The 21,487-nt window shown below is 46.2% G+C and carries 17 protein-coding genes; 14 read left to right on the forward strand and 3 right to left on the reverse strand.

Features of this window, described 5'->3' with window-relative positions; genetic code table 11:
- The first annotated feature begins 68 nt into the window (after positions 1–68).
- On the forward strand, positions 69–1,109 hold the full coding sequence (locus A4R26_RS25745; protein WP_133054779.1) for a hypothetical protein: 1,041 nt from the start codon (positions 69–71) through the stop codon (positions 1,107–1,109).
- A gap of 23 nt (positions 1,110–1,132) precedes the next feature.
- On the opposite strand, the gene A4R26_RS25750 is transcribed toward A4R26_RS25745, so the two are convergent.
- Positions 1,133–2,023 (reverse strand): AraC family transcriptional regulator, encoded by an 891-nt coding sequence (locus A4R26_RS25750; RefSeq protein WP_165760415.1) that lies wholly within the window; start codon positions 2,021–2,023, stop codon positions 1,133–1,135.
- 304 nt (positions 2,024–2,327) lie between these two features.
- Between A4R26_RS25750 and A4R26_RS25755 the strand changes: the two genes are divergently transcribed.
- From A4R26_RS25755 to A4R26_RS34555, 5 genes are all read left to right on the forward strand, one after another.
- Complete coding sequence (locus A4R26_RS25755; RefSeq protein ID WP_081169404.1) at positions 2,328–3,188, forward strand: alpha/beta fold hydrolase; 861 nt, start codon at positions 2,328–2,330, stop codon at positions 3,186–3,188.
- Positions 3,189–3,233: 45 nt separating this feature from the next.
- Positions 3,234–4,016, forward strand: a complete 783-nt coding sequence (locus A4R26_RS25760; RefSeq protein WP_081169405.1) for an alpha/beta hydrolase — start codon at positions 3,234–3,236, stop codon at positions 4,014–4,016.
- Positions 4,017–4,025: 9 nt separating this feature from the next.
- On the forward strand, positions 4,026–4,808 hold the full coding sequence (locus A4R26_RS25765; RefSeq protein WP_081169406.1) for an MBL fold metallo-hydrolase: 783 nt from the start codon (positions 4,026–4,028) through the stop codon (positions 4,806–4,808).
- A 417-nt stretch (positions 4,809–5,225) separates the two neighbouring features.
- A complete protein-coding gene (locus A4R26_RS25770) occupies positions 5,226–5,426 on the forward strand; it encodes a hypothetical protein (protein WP_081169407.1) in 201 nt (66 codons plus the stop codon).
- Positions 5,386–6,450, forward strand: a complete 1,065-nt coding sequence (locus tag A4R26_RS34555) for a GDSL-type esterase/lipase family protein (protein ID WP_107685904.1) — start codon at positions 5,386–5,388, stop codon at positions 6,448–6,450. Before A4R26_RS25770 ends, A4R26_RS34555 begins: the two co-directional genes overlap by 41 nt.
- 204 nt (positions 6,451–6,654) lie before the next feature.
- Here the strand turns inward: A4R26_RS34555 and A4R26_RS25780 are convergent, their stop codons facing one another.
- Both A4R26_RS25780 and A4R26_RS25785 read right to left on the reverse strand, forming a co-directional pair.
- Positions 6,655–7,416, reverse strand: a complete 762-nt coding sequence (locus A4R26_RS25780; RefSeq protein ID WP_081169408.1) for a LytR/AlgR family response regulator transcription factor — start codon at positions 7,414–7,416, stop codon at positions 6,655–6,657.
- Entirely contained in the window at positions 7,397–8,416 is a 1,020-nt protein-coding gene (locus A4R26_RS25785) for a sensor histidine kinase (protein WP_081169409.1), read from the reverse strand. The genes A4R26_RS25780 and A4R26_RS25785 overlap by 20 nt, the downstream gene beginning before the upstream one ends.
- Before the next feature lie 329 nt (positions 8,417–8,745).
- Between A4R26_RS25785 and A4R26_RS25790 the strand changes: the two genes are divergently transcribed.
- The 8 genes from A4R26_RS25790 to A4R26_RS25825 all read left to right on the forward strand — a co-directional run bounded on the left by A4R26_RS25790 (position 8,746) and on the right by A4R26_RS25825 (position 21,470).
- Complete coding sequence (locus tag A4R26_RS25790) at positions 8,746–9,501, forward strand: DUF1223 domain-containing protein (protein WP_081169410.1); 756 nt, start codon at positions 8,746–8,748, stop codon at positions 9,499–9,501.
- Between the two features lie 50 nt (positions 9,502–9,551).
- On the forward strand, positions 9,552–9,989 hold the full coding sequence (locus A4R26_RS25795) for an organic hydroperoxide resistance protein (protein ID WP_081169411.1): 438 nt from the start codon (positions 9,552–9,554) through the stop codon (positions 9,987–9,989).
- A gap of 275 nt (positions 9,990–10,264) precedes the next feature.
- Complete coding sequence (locus A4R26_RS25800; protein WP_081169412.1) at positions 10,265–10,963, forward strand: isochorismatase family protein; 699 nt, start codon at positions 10,265–10,267, stop codon at positions 10,961–10,963.
- Between the two features lie 77 nt (positions 10,964–11,040).
- Positions 11,041–12,813 (forward strand): amidohydrolase, encoded by a 1,773-nt coding sequence (locus A4R26_RS25805; RefSeq protein ID WP_081169413.1) that lies wholly within the window; start codon positions 11,041–11,043, stop codon positions 12,811–12,813.
- 325 nt (positions 12,814–13,138) lie between these two features.
- A complete protein-coding gene (locus A4R26_RS25810) occupies positions 13,139–13,849 on the forward strand; it encodes a PepSY domain-containing protein (protein ID WP_081169414.1) in 711 nt (236 codons plus the stop codon).
- A gap of 126 nt (positions 13,850–13,975) precedes the next feature.
- Positions 13,976–14,569: an RNA polymerase sigma factor gene (locus A4R26_RS25815; protein WP_081169415.1), complete on the forward strand. Its 594-nt coding sequence runs from the start codon at positions 13,976–13,978 to the stop codon at positions 14,567–14,569.
- 149 nt (positions 14,570–14,718) lie between these two features.
- Complete coding sequence (locus tag A4R26_RS25820; RefSeq protein ID WP_081169416.1) at positions 14,719–15,960, forward strand: FecR family protein; 1,242 nt, start codon at positions 14,719–14,721, stop codon at positions 15,958–15,960.
- Positions 15,961–16,226: 266 nt separating this feature from the next.
- Positions 16,227–21,470, forward strand: coding sequence for a carbohydrate-binding protein (locus tag A4R26_RS25825; RefSeq protein WP_081169417.1), 5,244 nt, complete (start codon positions 16,227–16,229; stop codon positions 21,468–21,470).
- The last annotated feature ends 17 nt before the right edge of the window (positions 21,471–21,487 follow it).

The raw sequence follows: 21,487 nt of genomic DNA on the forward strand, positions 1-21,487 counted from the left end.
CCTGCTGTAGAAAGTAATGCTCGATCTATGAAATATGTTCCCCATGCATAACTATTGAAAATAAACTAATGACTCGCTTATTTATTGTAATGCTGCTGCTGGCTGCTACACACGTAAATGCCCAGCATAGCTTGTGGTCTCCTGATTCATTATCCAATTCCTCTCCCAATTTTGCAATGGACCGGTACAACCAGTTGCTCACTTATCACGATCCCATAATGTACCTGGCCTTTCCACTTATAGAACCACTGAAAACAAGAACAATCCCACTTAAAGACGGAGAAGGAAAAGATGGTTACTGGCTCGAAGGGAATTTTACCAACCGGTTCGTCATTCACAGAGGTAAATATTATAATCCGGGCTGGTTGCAAAGAACGCGTTTTACTTTTGATGTGGCCATTACGCCTCGGTTGACCCGCGATGAATCGAGCCCGTTACTGCCCTCGAATAACCGGTTCGGGCTTGGCTTCGATCTGCTGCTTTCCTCAACAGGCAACCTGATAAAAGACCGCACAACACCTGCATGGCTTACTGTACAGTTGCTTCATTATTCAAATGGCCATGCCGATTCGTTCTTTATCAGGGACGATGAAGGCAATCAACGGAATAATTACCGTTCGGGCGATTTCAGCACCAACAACCTGCGGGTGCTTTTCAACCTGGCAAATGTTTCTGCAGGCAAGCATGTTTTATCGGCAGCCGTGGGCTGGCAGAGGGAATTGGATCTGAGCGGGCCGCTTGGGGTTAGTCCGCAAATGCGCAATAGCTATGGCAAACACCGGGCATTGTTCAGCTTTCAATGGCTTCGCGTATCGAGGCTGGTTGTCCGCAATTCCATCTTCAGTACCGCAACCAAAAAGATCGCCAAACAGCGGCAGTTCTCTTTCAGAACGGATATGGAATATATAGCCGGCGATCTGTCGAATTACCCGTATAAAAATAAATACCGGTTTGGCTGTCATGCCTATCTTACCTATATGCCATCGACCACCAATGAAGTTGGTTTTCTCATTCACGGGTATACCGGTCGCGATTACCTGAATATCCGGTTCGATGATATTGTTTTTATTGGCGAGCTCGGTTTATACATGCGGATCAATAAAAGATAAAAAAGAGCGCCCGTTGTAACCGGTTAAAGCTTTTGCTGCTGGTTCTTGTATTCGGTAAAATTTACGCCACAGTTATTTTTAAAGAATTTGCTGAAGTGCGCCGGGTTGTCGAATCCGAGGCTGTAGGCAATTTGTTTCATGCTTTCGGAAGTATAGAGCGCCTGCCGTTTTGCTTCGAGAATAATTTGCTGTTGTATATGATGGCTTGTAGGAAAACCGGTGATCTTCTTCACGGTGCGGTTGAGGTAATTAGGTGTTACCGCCAGTAGGGAAGCATAGTCATTTACAAATTTCCTGGTATGAAAATGTGTTTTCAAAAGACCGATGAATTTGTTCACGAGGTCTTTCTCGCGGTTAGGGGCGTCGTTGTGCGGTAATTTATTCAGGTTTCTTGAAAAATAGATCAGGAAAATATTCAGCAATCCTTTCAGCAGTTCCATTCGCTTATCGAACAGGTTGCCGTATTCCGATTTCATTTTTTGCGCAACAATTTCCAGTTCGGGTTGCATTTCTTTACAGATCAGGGCCGACGCCACATTATGATATTGCCCCAGCCAGGTGGCGCTGTTACTATAACTATCTGAGAGCCGTAGAAATTCAAGAGCAAAAGAAATGATAAACCCTTCTGTGCCGGTGGTAAACCGCAGTTTCCTGAAGTGGCCGGGAAAAATGCAATAGATATTATTTTCCGCCAGCAGGTGCTCCTGCCCATCGAGTTGCAAACTCCCCTTTCCTTTTTGCAACAACAGTATTTCAAAGTGATTGAGCTTTTCCGGTGGTGAAGAAATAACAGGTTGCGGTTCCTGGCACCCGATCGTATGGATCGAAAAATGCTGACTGTTGTCATTAAACAGTTGATAGAAGACCGGTGCTTTTTGTTTTTCACGATCAGCGGACAGAATGGAAGTGTTCATAGCAATGAGTTTATGATTTGGTTGGTTGAAAGCTGTTATACTGTTGTCAATTGGCATGCCATTGTATAAAGTATTGATCTTGCAATATTTATATCTGGCGTAGATTGGAGGCTGTCGCGACATATCGCGCATTGGCGATATGTCGTCAGTTACGTTTTTTGTGTTGTGTAAATTGGTTTGATCTACCTTTAACCCTGCAGACAGGGCATGCCGAAATATACAAACAGTAGCACCATTTAACTATTGATCGGGAATAAGCGGCAGCATAATTTTGATAGCGAACAAAGACCAAAAACTTATTGCTATGGAAGTAAATGCCACCAACGCCCGCACACAGTTCGCCGGTATCAATGGAAAAAAAATTGCCTATAGATCTATAGGTAAGGGTTATCCCATGATCCTTTGCCAGCGTTTTCGTGGAACGCTCGATGATTGGGACCCGTTATTTCTCGATGAATTAGCCCGTAATTACAATGTGATCATCTTCGATTATACAGGGCTCGCTTCCTCACAGGGTATACCGCATGCCGATATGAAAGGTTTTGCCGGCGATGTTATTGATCTGGTAAAATATTTAAACCTCGAAAAGATAATTCTTGGCGGCTGGTCGTTCGGCGGCTGGGTGGCACAGATAGTGACTACCGTATATCCTCAACTGGTTTCACAAGCGATACTTATAGGTACAAGGCCCCCTGGCAAGGTTAGCCACGACCTGGAGGAAATTTTTATAAAAACAGCGTATAAACCGGTAAATGATTTTGCCGATGAGATCATCTTGTTCTTTGAACCCATTTCTGAACTGAGTGTAAAAAAAGCGAAGGAAAGCCATGACCGCATTGCGCAAAGGACCATCGATAAAGACATTCCGGTAACCCTCGATCAGTTGCAACATTATAGGAACGGCGGTGAGGATTATGTAAAAGATCCTTACAATGCCCGCGAAAAGTTAACAACCACCAATATTCCCATCCTTGTTATTTCAGGCGATCACGAAATATGTTTTCCACCCGGCAACTGGTTTGAGCTGAACAGGACGCTGCCGACTACACAGGTGGTGGTGATTCCGCGGGCCGGACATGGCCCTCAGCACCAGTTTCCAGAAATGGTGGCAACCTATATCCACGCCTTTATCGTGAATAACATAAAGGACGGTACCGCGAATTGAATTTACCGGAATACATTTTATTAATCATAAAAAACGCTTAGATCGATGCTCACCACAAGAAATATCGTGTTTATAACCGGCGCATTTGTTTCCAGTGCGTGTTGGGATGAATGGCGCGTATACTTCGAAAACAGGGGTTATAAAACCGTAGCGCCGCCATGGCCCTTTAAAAATGGAACCGCAGCGTCGTTGCGGGCAAAACAACCCAACGATGTCGACCTCGCTACCCTCACATTTAAACAACTGGTTGATCATTACGTAAGCATTGTAACAAGCTTTCCCGAAAAGCCGATCGTTATAGGGCATTCATTGGGCGGCATGATAACGCAGGTAATTTGTAACCGGGGATTGGCAGCGGCCGCGGTGGCCATCCATTCGGTTCCGCCGCAGGGTGTATTCCCTTATGAATTTTCATTTTTAAAAGCCGGCTGGCGGGTATTGGGTATCGGTACCTCGCTGAAGAAAACATACCTGATGTCGTTCAAAACCTGGCAATATGCTTTTGTAAATGGCATGCCCTATGAAGAACAGAAGGCAGCATATGATAAATTCACTATTCCCGAATCAAAAACGGTAGCAAGAGGCGCATTGACTTCAGATGCAAAGGTCGATTTCAGCAAACCGCATCCGCCATTGTTATTGACGGCAGGAACGGAGGGTACCATCATTCCCGCGCATTTGAGCAGAAGGATCTATAATAAATATAAAAAGAACAACGGGTCTGTTATCGAATACAAGGAGTTTACCGGCAGAAATCATTTTGTACTGGGGCAACCGGGCTGGGAAGGCGATGCGGATTACATTATCGATTGGCTAAAACGGGTTTAATATCCTCATATGACCATCAACATTACCCATATCGATACCGCCTGTGTGCTGCTCGAGATCAATGGCTATAAAATACTCACCGATCCCACCCTCGATAAGGCCGGTAAATTATATTATCATGGGGCAGGCACCTTTTCCCGCAAAACGGGCAACCCTGCCATTACCATAGACCAGTTGCACGATGTTGACCTCGTATTATTAAGCCATCATCAGCATAGAGACAATTTTGATCATAATGGAAAAAAGTTTGCGCAAACCGTTCCATTGATCATTTCAACCAATCCGGCAGCCAGGGCAATAAAAGGCATAACGGGTTTGCATGATTGGGAAAGTTATGCGATCGATACGCCTAAAGTACCGGGATTAAAGATTACGGCTACACCGGCGCAGCATCACCCCTGGTGGGTGCCTGAGTTTTTGGCCGGCAAAGTAATTGGTTTTGTTATCGAATTCGATGCGCAGCAGCATGGCGTCATATACATTTCAGGCGATACGGTTTATTTTAAGGGAATAGAACAGGTGGCCAGGATGTACAGGATAGATATCGGTATTTTTCATGTGGGTTCGGTTGAGATCCGCTACCTCACCGGTTGTAGCCGCTATACCATGAATAGCGACGATCTGTTACGGTCGGCCGAAATATTGAAGCCGCAGAAAATAATTCCTATTCACTACAAGGGCTGGAGCCATTTTAAAGAAAAGGAGAATACCTTACGGGCAAAGATCGCGGGCGATCGAGATGTAAGCAGTAAAACTGTTTTTCTTACCCCGGGTGTAAAGACCGTAATTTAAGACGCGTGTTTATTTCCTCTTTTGATATTCCACAGGTTATTATTGACAATTAAAGTCACTACACCCTAAATGGATGTAGTGGCTTTTTTCTGCGCCAATACTTTCAAACGTAGAAACCGAAACGCTTTTGCAGCGTGCGATGAATGCGAAAGTATAGCAAGACGACCAATGTTTGTGTATAGGTAAAGTCCTGTTTTATTGATATTGATCAAGCGCTACCTGTTTTGAAGAAAATTATTAAGATGTAACCTGAAAGATCCAACTCCATTAAATCAACTGTTGCTGCTATGAATAAAGTGGCCAGGTTAATGTGCATAGGGATCAAAGTAAAGGCACGCACGAAATTTCCGGAAATCAGAATAACTAACTTTTTCCCACCGCCCTTTTCCCATACACTCCCGCAATTTCAGAACGTATATGAAAACGGGCGGTTATTTAGGATCAACGTATCTTACAGCTGGCAATTATAAATATAATACGTTTGTAGCCGCCGACTTTGCAGCGGCAGGAATAGAGAACCAACCCTATTCCATCCCTGTTCACGGCTACACCGGTAAATCAGTAAACAAAGGAATTGATGAAAACAGTATTGGCAATTTTCGCATGTTTGATCTTTAGCTGCGCACAGGCGCAGGAAGTGCTTCCGCTTTACAATGGACAAATATTAGGTAATATTTATGAAATTAATAAGGAAAAGACAGAGAAGCCTGAAAAGGGAAGACCGTCGGTGATCAATGTAAGCAAGTATACTGAAGAGGATATACTGAAATATTCACCTGAACTGCAGGTAAGCAGTACAACCCCACCGGCATTTTTAGTACATGCGCAGGACGACAATACTTCGTGGGTGGGTAACAGTATTGCCTATTATAAAGCGCTTACGGCAAAAAAGATCAGCGGTCAATTGCTTATTTATCCCAAAGGCGCACATGGGTTTGCCATCAACAATAAAGCCATGGGCAAGTCGTGGCTGCCGCAGGCCATGAAATGGTTACGCATCAATGGATTTTACAAACCGCTGGCGACCCGGCCAAAACAGCCGCAGGCGCCACCGTTCTATAAAGATATCCTGGCTTTCAAAAAACAGGATGCACAACAGGCGCCGCCGGCCAATGGCATTCTGCTGGTTGGCAGCTCCTCCTTTACAAAATGGACAGATGTGCAGGAATACTTTCCCGGTTATCCCATTATCAACCGCGGTTTTGGCGGATCAACGCTGCCCGATGTGATACGGTATGCATATGATATTATTCTGCCCTACAAACCGAAGCAGGTATTGATCTATTGCGGGGAGAACGATCTGGCCTCGGGAGAGGAGGTAACCGCGGCGGTGGTAGTGCAACGGTTCAAAACATTGTACGGCATCATAAGGCAGAACCTGCCCAATGCCACAATCAGTTTTGTATCGATAAAACCCAGCCCGGTAAGGGCACATATACAACCAAAAGTAAAAGTGGCCAACAGGGAAATACAGGCCTGGCTGAAAACCAAAAAAAATGCGCAGTTCATCGACATCTACGATGCCATGCTCGATGCAAATAAGAACATGCGCGAGGAATTGTATGTAGGCGACCGGTTGCATATGAAACCGGAAGGATATGCCATCTGGAAAAAGTTAATTACACCGTATCTGGTTAAATAACATGAGGCGCGGTGAAGGTGTTATAACAGGTAATAAGATGAAATACTTCAGGATATAATTAGGACCGCTTACGATGAAACAAACGCCCGATGGTTTGTGCAAAGGGAGTATGGTGGCCGCACCATGCATGTAATTTCGCTTTGTATGGGCCTGTAGGGCACGAGTTAACTTTTTAACCAGTCAACGCGTCAACCGGCTCGCCCTTCACCTATTCTCCAGCCACTGCAAAAAAGCGGTGGTTTTTTCTTTGCCCAGTAACAGGTCGTCGGCATTGGGAACAACCAGCTTCACCAGTAGCTTTCTGCCATAATAATGTTCCACTTCTTTAATGGCGCTGAAGTTCACCAGGTATTGGCGGTTCAGCCGGTAAAATTGTTTAGCCGAAAGCTGGTTCTGTACCTGGTCAATCGATTGGGGAAGGGTATAGGTTTGTTGCTGGAATGTTACTATAGTAGTGGTGTCGTGTTTTATATAAATGTATGCGATCTGGTCGGTGGCAATGGTAACATATTTATTTTCCTTAAACACCAGAAAGCTTTTCTTGCCATCATCAATCCCCAGTCTTTTTATCAATTCATCGAGATTGGGTTGGGTATTTTGTTGAAAGAAGTTTTTAAAGTTGTCTACTTTTTCAAAAGCCTGTTCCAGTTGTTCCTTCGAAAATGGTTTTAAGATATAGTCGATGCCGTTTGCTTTAATGGCGTCCATGGCGTATTCGCCATAGGCCGTGCAGAATACAACCGGGCAGTTTATTTTCACCGCCTTAAAAATTTCGAAGCTCACGCCATCCGACAGTTGAATATCCATAAAGATGAGGTCGGGCGCAGCATTTTGTGAAAGGTAGTTCACCGCGCTTTCGATACTTTGCAAACTGGCAACAACTTCGGCGCCGGGTTTTATTTGGGTGATCAGGCCGGCCAGCGATTTTGCCGCTTTTACCTCGTCCTCAATAATGACTATTTTCATGTATTACAGGCAGTTTTATCGTGAACAATGTATCGTTGGGTTGTATGAGTATTTTTTTATCGAGCAAATGCGTATACCGCTGGTTGATATTTTCAAGCCCCATTCCTGTTGATGCCTCCGGCGTTCGTTTTAGTTGTACCTGGTTTTGAACAACGATGAAATCGCCTTCGGAATATATTTTTATCTGCAAGGGCCGGTCAAGTGAAACCACATTATGTTTTATACAATTCTCAACCAGCAATTGCAGGGTAAATGGCGGTATCCAGGTTTGCTGTAACTGCGGATCGATAGCAACCGAAAGATCGATGCCTTCCTCAAACCGCGCTTTCAGCAGGAATACGTAGGCGTCCATGATCTTCAATTCCTCGCCCAGTTTTATCAGGTTCAGTTTGCGGCTTTCGAGGGTAAACCGGTAAAAGTCTGAGAGTTTCAAAACAAATTCAACCGTGTGCTCATCCCGGCTCTCAACCATATACTTTAAGGTATTAAGGCTATTGAACAGGAAGTGGGGATTAACCTGTTGTTTCAGTAATTCGTACTGTGCGCCGAGATTATCCATTTTCGAGCGCTCGAGCTCGATGCTTACCTGCTGGTTATGATAGCTCTGGTACAACAGTTGAATGAACATATAGAATGTAATGGTTATTAAAATACCTCTTACCTCAACCATTACCATCGTAGCGCCAAAGGGCAAATGCGATAAAATGAACTGTTGCAGGCTGGCCAGCAGGAACATGACCAATAAACCCAGCGCCAGATTTTTTACCAGCCGTTTTGCCGAAAAGCCATGGGCTATATCTTTTCTTGAATAAGCCGGCAGCGTATACATATTATAATACCATACGAACAGGGCGAACAGGGTTGTCAAAACAAAATTGGCGATGGTTTCATATAAACTGAAATGCCGTTCGGCAATTTTAGGTATCGATAACAGGATGCCCACCAGTATGGAGCTTGACCATATTATTTTGCCCGATATCCTGAATGTTTGCTTTTTCATTAATGACTCAAATATAATTTGAATTCGCTTCTTTCTACTCAGGTGGGCGGCCGGGTAGGCAATTTAAACGGTGAATCAGGCTTTTTATGCCGTGAATTGGACAGGTTGAAACGTTGATAAAGTTAATAAACGTTGTATTCCCTTATCAACCTGTTAACTTCTCAGCCTGCCCTGCTTTGCAGTGCCAGTCTCGCTAGCCGTCCTGATTGCCTAATTCAACCGTCAATTAGCCTACACCACCAATTTATGTATTTCCACCCGTGGATATTGACGTCAATTTGTGTTGCAATTGACGCAGGAACGAATTACAATAATTAAAAAACAGGTGTATGAAAACAATAATAGTAATGATAACAATAGCAGTGTTGGCCGCCGCATTTGCGCGCCCGCTGTATAATAAAGACAAAAGCAAAAAAGCCACCGCTGGCAATAACAATGGGTTTGTGGTAGCCGAACTTTTTACTTCCGAAGGTTGCAGTAGTTGTCCGCCCGCCGATAAGCTCATTCAAAAGATCACGCAGGAGAATACCGGCAAATCAGTTTATGTGCTGGCCTTCCATGTCGATTACTGGGACCACCAGGGCTGGAAAGACCGCTTCAGTGATGCTGCCCACACCGAAAGGCAACGCCGGTATGCCGGTTGGCTGAATCTGGAAACCGTATACACTCCGCAAATGGTGATCAATGGACATAAAGAATTTATTGGTTCCTATGAAAACAACATTACAAAAGCCATTACAAAAGAACTGGCGCAGCCGGCCGCGCAAACAATATCGCTTCGTCCGCATGTGGAAGGCAACAAACTGCATGTTGACTTTACCGCAGCGGCACAAAAGAATGCCGAACTGGTGCTGGCGCTGGTGCAGAAAACCGCTACAAGTAATGTAAAGGCCGGTGAAAATACCGGAAGGCATTTAACACATGTGCAAATAGTGCGACAGTTGTACACACAGGATGTAAGTGATAATAAAAAGATCATGCTCGATCTGCCCGGTGATTTCAATGCAAATGCTTTTGAGTTGATCGGTTTTGTGCAGCAAAAGAAAAACGGACGGATTACCGCAGCTGCCAAAGCTGAATGGTAGACAGCTGACGCGGGTTCATTATAAATTTTAAAACAATTAAAAACTAAAAAATGAATGCTTTAACAACAAATGTAACAGACATCGAAAAGGTATTGTACACTGGTAAAACCCATACCACCGGCGGAAGGGATGGGGCTGCCAAAAGTTCTGACGGCCGGCTTGATATTGCCCTTACACATTTGGGTACACCGGGTAACGGAACCAATCCCGAACAGTTATTTGCCGCAGGCTGGTCAGCCTGTTTCCTGAGCGCCATTGGTATTGCCGCGGCGAAAAGAAGCGTGAAGCTGCCCGCAGATGCTGCGGTTGATGCGGAAGTAGACCTGGGTAGTTCAGCCGGCGCTTATTTTCTACAGGCGCGCCTCAATGTTAGTTTGCCCGGCATCGATGCCGAACTGGGTGCAGAACTGCTCAGGGAAGCGCATGCAACCTGTCCGTACTCAAAAGCAACAAGTGGTAATATCAATGTAGCGATCAACCTGGTGTAATGTAGGTAATGCTGACGTTCAGCACTGTTGCGAATAGGTGGTGTTCTGTTTATAGTGATTTGTGTTTCGCATTCAGCGTTTTGCGTTCAGCCTTTTTCATGGCTAAAGCAGCGCTCCGCTCTCCGGCGGGGTCGCTGTTTTTTTTGTGGTTTGCGCTGTAGCCTCTTGTATGCATAAACTATAAATCATACAACGAAACGTCTCATTTGTCAATTGATCGAGGGGGCGGGTTAAAATAAATTTGTGCTATCTAATTCACTAAAATTATTTCACCCATGGAGAAGCCTATCAAATCAATTGTAGCGCTAATGGCAGCCTGTTTGTTTTCAATAAGCGGTTTTGCTCAGAAGCCTTCCCCGAAATTATTGACGCCCACTAATCACACATTGGTATTGATCGATTTTGAAGGCCAGATGGCCTTTGCGGTAAAAAACATCGACCTTGAAAACCTGCGCCAGAATGTAGGGCTCGTCAGCGGCGGATCGAAGATCTTTAATGTACCTACCATTGTTACAACGGTTTCGGAAAAAAGTTTCAGTGGCCCGGTGTTCCCCGAAGTAAGCGAAGTATATACCGATACCGAAGCCTACATGGACCGAACTACCATGAACGCGTGGGAAGATGTAAAGGTGCACGATGTTATAGTAGCCAAAGGCAAAAAGAAGATCGTATTGGCCGGGTTGTGGACCGAAGTATGCATTGTAGACCCGGCGCTTTCTGCACTGATCGAAGATTATGAAGTGTATGTGATCACCGACGCCTGCGGTGGAGTAAGCGATGAGGCGCATAGAGTGGCCATTCAAAGAATGATACAGGCCGGTGTGCAACCTATTACCGCTACACAATATGTTCTTGAACTGCAAAGGGACTGGGCGCGTTCTGAAACATACGCCGCCGTTACCGCGCTGTTCAAAAAATACGGCGGTGCTTATGGTTTAGGTATTCAGTATGCGCATGATATGCTTAAACACTAAAGCTATTTGTTTAACATTCATGTAAGAGGTTGTAAGGCAGGTTAACATCCTGCTTTTTCATTTTAAACTGTAATAAAATGAAAGCAAAAAATTGGTTACTTTTTATTCTCTTCTCATCGGTGGTTTCGGCAAATGCACAACAGGCTTCGCTTATCATTCATAATGGAGCCATCATTACGCTCGATGACAGACATCCTTCAGCCAGTGCGGTTGCTATTGCCGGCGGCCGCATCGTGGCAGTGGGCAGCAACGAAGAAATTTTAAAGTTAAGAACGCCGGCCACCAAACTGGTTGATGCAGGCGGGAAAACCCTGATCCCCGGTTTGTTCGATTCACATTTGCATGTGATACGGGCCGGCAGATTTTATAATGCAGAGCTTCGTTGGGATGGGGTGAAAACCCTGAAGCGGGCCTTGCATATGTTGAAAGAACAGGCGCAACGCACACCAAAAGGGCAATGGGTGCGGGTAACAGGCGGATGGAATGAATACCAGTTTGCAGAAAAGCGATTACCCACCTTGCAGGAAATAAATGAAGCCACAGGCAACACACCCACATTCATTTTGTATTTATATTCCCATGCTTATTTGAACAGGGCGGGGCTGCAGGCATTGCACATCGATGAACATACAACTGATCCTGCCGGCGGCCTGATCCAGAAAGATGTAAACGGACAACCCACAGGATTACTGGTAGCAGAACCGAATGCGTTCATCCTGTATTCAACGCTGGCAAAACTGCCAGAGTTGACCAATGAGGAAAAGATCAATTCAACCCGGTTGTTCATGACCGAGTTGAACCGGCTCGGCGTTACCAGCGTAATGGATGCAGGTGGGGGCTTTCAGAATTTTCCGGATGATTATTCAATAACAGACTCACTTTCCAAACTGGGGCAACTGACCGTTCGATTGCCTTATTATCTCTTTGCGCAAAAAGGCGGCACTGAGTTGCAGGATTATCAGAAATGGATCTCGATGGTGGATCTCGATCATCAGCCTTCGGAACATTTACCCACCGAATATTTTGTAGAGGGCGGTGGTGAGAACCTGGTAGCCGCAGGGGCCGACTTTGAAAATTTCAGTAAACCCCGTCCAGAGCTGTCTGCGGCAATGGAAAAACAATTGAAGGATGTTATTTCGTTACTTGTAAAGAACAGGTGGCCGTTCAGGTTGCATGCAACGTATAACGAATCTATAACCCGGTTTCTGAAGGTGATTGAAGAAGTGAACAAAGAAACGCCCCTGAATAATTTGCCCTGGCTTTTTGATCATGCTGAAACAGTGTCTGCGGCAAATCTGAAACGCATCAAAGCACTGAATGGCGGCATTGCGATCCAGCACCGTATGGCGTACCAGGGCGAAAGCTTTGTAACCCGGTATGGCAAAACGGCTGCCCGGCATACACCACCCATTCGCGAGATGTTGTCGCTGGGCATTAAAGTGGGCGCAGGTACCGACGGCACCCGCGTTGCCAGCTACAATCCCTGGGTGGCATTGTACTGGCTGATAACCGGCAAAACCATTGGTGGCAACAGCTATGCTGCTGCTGAAAACCAACTGGATAGAATAACCGCCCTTAAGTTATTCACCCAGGGCAGCGCAAGTTTGATCAACCTCGATAATGACCGCGGTGCAATAAAAAGAGGTTATATGGCTGACCTCGCGATCTTAAGCGATGATTACCTGAAGACGGGTGCAGAGAATATTAAAAATATTCATTCCTTATTGACGGTGCTCGATGGCAAAATTGTATATGGTGAAGGAGACTATAACCGGTTGGCGCCCGTTCAGCCAAAGCCGGTTCCGGCCTGGTCGCCCGTGAATTATTATGGAGGATATCAATACAAATAAACCTGTGAAGCAGGTATTTTTGGTAATTGGCTTTTGTGTTGGCATAAATGCGGGGCGCAAATTGTCCCTGCATTTAAGCCTTTGCGTTATAACGACGATTTCAGCAGCTTACGAAACGATACCGGTTTAACCTGGTATGAAAAGGCAAAGTTTAACGCGCTGTCGAAAAATTAGAACGCCTATGTAAGCCTTGGCGGCGAAGTGCGATACCGGTATTTCAACCTGAAGAATGAAGACTGGAGCGACAGCCCGGATGATAAAATTTGCGGTTGTATTTTAAGTTTTGAACAACTTGTGTAATTTAGCTGCCATTAATATCCTTTCTATGAAAACTGCAATAACCGCATTGCTGGTATTTTTTTCCGTTTCCATGGCCGCCGGGCAGGCAATATGTAATAATATCCGGTTTATCGACAAAACCTCCATCCCCGGTTTCGACAATCCCTACAGTACCTTCAAAAAATACGATAACGCCGGTATTGTTCCCGAAACGGTTAAACAACGCATTGAAAAGGTAACCATTGAGGAAACATCGCGGAGCTTCTTTCAAAAGCTGATCGTAAAACAGGTGTTGGTGTGTGATGCCGATGTCAGGAAAAAGATGACCGATGCCTCGCGGTTCAAAGATGAGAACGGCAACCAGATCGACTATGTTTATTCATATCTGTATGAGGTGAAACTGAATAACGACATTCCCTTCCTTTTCAGGGTTGATTATAACAAAAGCGGGGAGTTGATGCGCAAAGTGCAATTGTCATCCCTTAATTGCAAGCGATTGAAAGTGATCAACTGCGACAGGGCCATTCAAACCGCATTGACCGATAAAACCCAGCCAATCGTTCATGGCATCGATGAAAGTTTCCTCGTGGTAAACCCGCTTAAAAAAACACTGGTGTACCAGATCACTTCTGTAATGGACCCCGAAACCAGCATGGTATACATAAAATGGATCGATGCGTACAACGGAAAAGTGCTGGCAAGAAGAAACTATAAAGTGGAAATAGAAAACCCGAAAGATGTTAGAGTGGGCGGGTAAGATAAATGTTTGGCAGACGGTTTAAATAAAAATTATTTTTATAATTCCTGAAACGCCGTAGATTAGCTCTCCTTATCGATTGATCGTACACTCTTTTAAACCTGTTAAATAAACACGTAAAACGCCTTGTCGCCCGACCCTTCATATACTGAGAATGAATTACTAAGGCTGATAGCTGAAGGTGACAAAAATGCCTTTACACAGATTTTTAATAATTACCGCAACAAGATCTATTCCATTGCTTACGATCTTACCGGATCAACAGCCGTAGCAGAGGAAATAGTGCAGGATGTGTTTTTAAAGATCTGGGTAAAAAGAAATTCGCTTAACGAGGTAGAACACTTTCGCGCTTACCTGTTTACCATCACCCGCAATTATGTATTCACTGCATTGAAACGCATCGCCCGCAAGGAATCGATAGAAGTGAGCGCCATGCAGGAGGCACCCTTGTATTACCACGATACCGAAAACAGGGTGCTTAACAACGAATATACCCGCATTTTACAGGCGGCCATCGAACGCCTGCCCGAACAGCAACGGCAGGTGTACAACCTTATAAAGAACGAAGGGTTGAAAAGAGAAGAAGCCGCTGCCGCACTTCATTTATCACCGGAAACGGTTAAAACCCATTTGGCGCAGGCCATGCGCAGTATCAGAACGTATTGCCTTGCCCGCCTCGACATTTCCATCGCCCTCATCATTCTCATCCGGAATTATTAACCGGCTGATATTCACATTAGTTATCTTCTTTCCGAAAATATTTTAAAAAAAGTTTCACCCGAACTCACCCAAACAGTTTCGTGCAGGCGTCTCTATATACGTAGTGCTTTTGTACAAAACATTCAAAGTTCATAACCCCTGGTATTAGTATGTCTTCATCATTGGAGTATTTATTGAACAGGTATGCTGATAAAACCTGTACTGTAGAGGAGAAAGAAGAATTAATGCGCCTGCTGCAGGAAAGCGGCAATGACGAAGCTGTGCAGCAGTTGATCGATAAAATGCTGGAAGAAAGACCTGAAACACATGTCATGTCCGGGAAGACCGCGCAGGCTGTATTGCAGGCGATCTTCGAAGCCGAAGAAACACCGGTGGTGAAAATGAAAACAACACCGGTACGCAGGGTATCATTTGGCCGCATCGCTGCCGCCGCTTCAGTATTGTTGTTATTGACCGCTGGCGGTTGGTTCCTGTTGAACCGCATGTCAAAAACGCCTGTTACCACAGCCGCTGTAGTGAACGATGTTGCGCCCGGTGGAAACAAAGCCTTGCTTACACTCGCAAACGGTTCAACCATCGTACTCGAAAATGCAGCCAACGGCGTTGTAGCGCAGGAAGGAAATGCGGAAGTAGTTAAACTGAAAAACGGGCAGTTGATGTATAAGACAGCCGGCGGCAAACCAGAAGGCACATCAACCGATTTAACATACAATACATTGTCGACCCCCAAGGGCGGTGAGTACAAGATCGTATTGCCCGATGGCAGCCAGGTGTGGTTGAACGCTGAATCATCGATTACGTATCCCACCGCATTCGATGCCAGGGAAAGAAAAGTGCAGGTAACCGGTGAAGCCTATTTCGAAGTGGCCAAACTGGTAACGGCAAAAGACAAAAAAAGAGTGCCGTTCCTGGTTGATATAAAGAACAGGAAAACCGGTGGCAATATAGGCCAGGTGCAGGTATTGGGCACACACTTCAACATCAATGCATACGAGGATGAAAAGCTGGTGAAGACAACCCTGCTCGAAGGCAAAGTGAAGATCAGCCAATTGGCCAAAAATGCAAAACAGGAAGTGACCCTTAGTCCCGGTGAACAGGCGCTGCTGGGAACCCACTCGCCCCTCACTACAAACCGCTCGCCCGATATCAACCAGGTAATGGCCTGGAGAAACGGGGTGTTCCATTTCGAAAAGGCAGATATACAAACAGTGATGCGCCAGATATCGCGCTGGTACGATGTAGAAGTGGTGTATAAAAGAGATATTGAACAGGACGACCCTTTGTTCTTTGAAGTAAAACGCAATACCAATCTCTCCGATGTGCTGAAAGTATTGAACCTCGCAGGCGGCGCAAAATTCAGCATAGAAGATAAAAAAATAATAGTACAGTAAATGTGCCGGTGGCGGGTTGAATCAGAATTCCCGCTGCGTTTAGTGAATACCCGCAATTAATTAACAACCTGGTACCCGGTAACTGGTGCCCGGTACCCGGCACCCTGCAACTGAATCAGCAACATGTAAACACTTAAACAGATCCTATGAAAAACCTGTGGTAAACAATAACCAACAATCCCATACCACCTAAACCCTGGCCCGGAAAAAAATATTGAGATCATCCGTAGATCGATTACCCTAATTAAAACAGTTAAAATTCGTCCATGAAAAATTTTACTCAAAATATTCCATACTATTCCCTTTGTAGTTGGATGAAGAGGAAAATGGTGATGCACAAACTGGTGCATGGCGTTATGCTGATGTTGTTGATGATCGTTTTCAATCAAACAACCTATGCGCAGCGCACATTTGCCCACCCCGGTATCAGCCACAAAAAGAGTGACCTAGACCGTATGAAATATATGGTGCAGGCAGGTAAAGAGCCCTGGAAAACTTCTTTCCGGAACCTCACTCAAAACCCATATGCCAGCTTTAACTATACCGTACAGGGCAACCCGGGTATTACCCGGTTGGTTGAACCTTCTTCCATAGCTGGTTACAACTACGAAAAATTCAAGTACGATGCATTGGCCGCCTATTACAATGCCATCATGTGGTATATCACCGGTGATGAACGGCATGCCCAAAAAAGCGTACAGTGTTTCAATGCATGGGTCAACATCACCCATATTGAATCAAACGGTACCATGGCGCTCGATGCGGGCCGTGTGATCTGGAAAATGCTGGAAGGCGCCGAGATCATCAAGAGCACCTATACCGGTTGGGCGCAAAACGATATAAACAGGTTCAAGGCAATGCTGGTGTATCCCGGTTATTCAACAACCACGGTGCCTGCGGCAGCGATCCAGGCTGAAGATGCTACCTTCTACTGGTATATGTACAATGGCGATGCAGGCCGCCACGGCAACCAGGGCATCTTTGCCATGCGTGGATTGATGGCCATGGGTATCTTCATGGATAACGAGATCATGTACGACCGGGCGCTTCGTTATATGACGGGCCAGCCGCACCGCACAGATGATCTGCCATATCCTTCAGGTCCCCGCTCCGTATCGGCCAACCCCACTGCTACCTACGATTATTACGATGAATATTCACTCGGCTCTTCGGTTGGTACAACACCCGATTACGGGTATAATGAACCTATCGCAAATTATATCTGGGAAAATGGTCAATGCCAGGAAGCCAGCAGAGACCAGTCGCACACCATAACAGGCGTGGCTATTATCAACACCATGTGTGAAATGGCCTGGAACCAGGGTGACGATTTGTATAGTTTTCTCGACTACCGCGTATTGCTGGGTATAGAGTTCGGTATGCGTTACAATGCATCGCTCAACTATAAGTTCCCCGACCAGCAGTCGCCCTGGGAACCTACTGTGGAAAATGGTGAATTCATTCAACGCAGAGACCGCACCGGCCGCTGGTTCTCAAAGAAAATGAACCCGTACCTCGAGAAAAATTTTGCAACACTTACAAGAGGCACCAACTTCAAGTTCACCCAATACCCCTTCCATGAAATGGCGCTGGCGCACTACCGCGATCGCGTTGGATTAAATCCCGACAGGTACAAATGGTTGCAACGGGCGTTCGACATTTCAACTTCCGAGTCGGGTCTGGAAGGACAGGGTTTCCAGGTTGACTTCCCGGGCTGGGGTGGTTTAGCTTACCGCAGGCCTGCCAATTGTGCCGGAGATCCCGTTGAATTTGTAAATGGCAAACCTGTTTATAAAATGCATGTGGTGCCCGGAAAAATTGAAGCGGAGGATTTCGATCATTTCACTACCGGCGGGCAGGGTAAAGTATATAACGACAAAACCGCCGGCAACAGCGGTGGGCAATACAGGACCGGCGAAGCGGTTGATATTGAAACGTGTTCCGAAGGCGGTTATAATCTTACCGGTCTCGAGAGCGGCGAGTGGATCAATTATACAGTAGCCGTACCAACGGCAGGTACGTACAAACTGAAAATGCGTTATGCTGCAGCTGCTGCCAATGGCGCCATAAGAGTAGAGTTCAATGGCGATGATAAAACCGGTACAGCAGGCATCCCTTATGGCACTGTATTCTCAAATGGCCCGCAAGACTGGCGCGAGATCACTATAGGTTCGGCCTTCACCCTGCAGGCCGGCGTACAAAGCATGCGCGTATATATTGCAGGCGCCAGCAATGCTTTCAACATAAACAGGTTCTCATTGAGCTATATAGGCGCGCTGGAAACACAAACCATCTCCTTCGGGGTATTGCCAACAAAGAAATTAGGCGATACCGATTTTGAATCAGGTGCAACGGCCAGCTCAGGTTTGCCGGTTACGCTTACCAGTTCAAACCCCGGGGTGGCTACTATTGTTGATGGAAAAATAAAAGTGGTAGGTTCCGGTGTGGTAACCATTACCGCTTCACAGGAAGGTAACGATGCCTATGCGGCAGCCGCCAATGTTTCCCAAACGCTCACGGTTACGGGAATTGCAGCTGGTGATTTTGTTTCAACCGGTAACATGAACTGGAATGGAGGTACCTGGAACATCTCGGATGGAAATGGCGGGTACAGCGGTACCACCACAACGGCGCCCAATGGTAATACGAACGTTCACATTCTCGCGGGGCACACGGTCACGTTGGCATCGACGGCCGGAGTTGCAAAAAACTGCACAGTATATGATGGAGGCACCCTGTTACAACAGGTTGCCCTTTCTGTTTCAGGCCTATATGTGATCGATGGTACGCACACCATGTCAGGTACCCTCACCGTTAATGATTTTTCAATAACCAGTACCGGTGTACTGGCTTCTACAACGGCCCCTGCCGGCAGCGTGTACAGCCTTATCACCAATAAAGCCACTACGCTTTCTATCAATGGCCGTCTTGGCGCGCCGGCAGGTTCTGCGGTTACTGCCATTGGCTCAGGCATTCGCATATTTGTAAGCGGTACAGGTACAACCACCTTTACCGGCAGCGGTGTCATGAACATTGCCCGTTTCTCACCAAACTCTTCACAAAGCTCAAACCAGACTTTCATTATCGATATCGATATGGAAGTTCGTAACTACGCAGGTTCAATGGTGAGCAGCCTCACCCTGCAGAACGGCAACAATGGAAGCGGCGCCAAAACCCTTACCATCAATGCCGGAAAAACAGTAACCATCAACGGTAACAACAGTCAGGGTTCATTCCATGGCCAGTATGGAACAGGGTATGGCTGGACGGCATTCACCAATACCGGCGGCAGCATGACCTATAACATCAACGGTACGCTCGATTGTTCTGCGGCCCAGTTCAACCTGAGCACCAACCAGAACTCATCAAACAACGAGCTAACCGTAAACGTGAACGGAAAGCTGAAACTCGGTTCTACCGTACGTTTATTCCGTTTTCAACCCACGCAAAAGATCAGTATCAATGTAGGCGATAACGGCGTTATCGACGGTGCGGCCGCTGCATTGATCCTGAATGCCGCAACAAGCGGTCAAAGCGTTAATACCAGCAACCACACCGGTACTGCTGCCGTAGCTACCGGCTTGGGCGGTGTAACTTTCAATGCCAATAATCCTGTACCGGGTACTTATACATTTGTTGGAACCGGTGGCTCAGGTTATGTAACTCCGCCGGCCGTGTTCTTCACCGGTGGTACATTATCGAACAACCTGGCGCCAACCTATGCCGTTGCCAACCTCACCAATGGGGCAGTTACCGGCATTACGGTTATTTCTACCGGTAACTATTCGGTAAAACCAACCGGTATTACATTCGCAGGCGGCGGCGCCCCCACGCAATGGTTTGCCATCAAAGGCGATAACCAGTCGGGTACGGTAACCTGTTTGGCCAATGCCAATATCGCCTCTCCATTGTGGATCGGTACCGCAAACAGCTACAACCCGGTAACTGTTACGCCAGCTGCAACCACTGTTTTCACTGCAAACGTTAAGCAGGGCAATCTGTCTGTTGGCTCTGCCTATGAAAGCCATGCCATCAACAGAAGCTGGACAATTCAACCGGCTACCCCAACAGCTACTGACATTACTTTTGGTTATAACGCAACCGATGCGAATGCCCTTTGTGATGCTGCGGCGCCTATGCGCCTGGCCTCGCAGGCAAATGTGCCGGCAATACTTAGTGAACCACAAACCCCCGCCGTTGGTACAACCTACCAGGCAGGTTTTACCGGTGTTACCGGGTTCCCTTCATTTAATTTATTGAACGTCGGAACGCAAACCATTACGTTCGATGCTATGCAACCTGTAATGGTTGATGCCGGTGAAATTGAGGCCGGCGCTACCGCCAGCTCTGAGTTGCCGGTTCAATATGCAAGCTCCGATGAATCCATTGCAAGGATCGTAAATGGCAAAATTCAAATAGTGTCGGCAGGGGTGGTTACCATTTCCGCTACACAGGGCGGCGACGAATACTATCTGAGCGCCGACACCGTATCGGTACAACTGACCATTAACAAAGCATTCTATGCCGACGCTGATGGCGATGGGTATGGTGCAGGCGCTGCCGTGTTGTTTGCGCAAAACGATGCACCCGCCGGGTATGTTGTCAACAATTCAGATTGTAACGACGCCGATGCCCTGGTACATGAACCCATCCTGTACTATGTTGATGCCGACCATGATGGTTTCGGTTCAACAGTGTCGGCTCCGTTCTGTACAGCTACCGCTCCCGCAGGTTATGTAACAAATAATGAAGATTGTGATGATACCAGATTACTGTATGCAGATACCGATGGCGATGGTTTGGGCGCTGGCAGCCCTGTTGCCTGTGGCGTTGATAATAATACTGATTGCGACGACACGAACCCGGTTTCGTTAAAAGCCGGCATTCCCGATGTATATGCGGTAAACGCGTATGCTACTCAAAAGAATACCATTTATGTTGGTTATGCGAACTCCTCGCTCACCATTGAGGCTATGCCTGAAGGTGGCACGGCTCCTTATACCTATAAATGGAATAACAACAAAACAACAAAGGCCTTCACGGTTACCACCGCCGGTACCTATACAGTTACCATCACTGATAACAAAGGCTGTAAGGCTACTGCTTCAATAACCATTAAGCGTATTAATGTAACATGTGGCATACGTGACGATAAAGTGGTGATCTGCCATAACAGGCACAGCGGGTGCGTAAGCGCTTCTGCAGTAGATGCTCTCCTGAAACATGGGGCCAAACTGGGCTATTGCGACGATGAAGACGCCATTGCTGAGATCACTGTTTACCCCAACCCGGTAATAGGTGGTAATGTTTTTGTAAGAACCCCCGACTACCTGAAAGGCAAACAGATAACGGTAACCATTACCGATCTGCCGGGTAAAGTGATTCTCCAACAGGTTGAGCCAAACAATGATGGCACCATTGAAATTCGTTTAGACAGGAAAGTGCGCACCGGAATATATATGATTAAAGTAAACAACAAGTATGTTACGAAACTGATCGTGCTTCAATAGGAATGTTTAGTGATAAA

It is taken from the genome of Niastella populi (genome assembly GCF_002078015.1).
Taxonomy (GTDB): Bacteria; Bacteroidota; Bacteroidia; order Chitinophagales; family Chitinophagaceae; genus Niastella; species Niastella populi.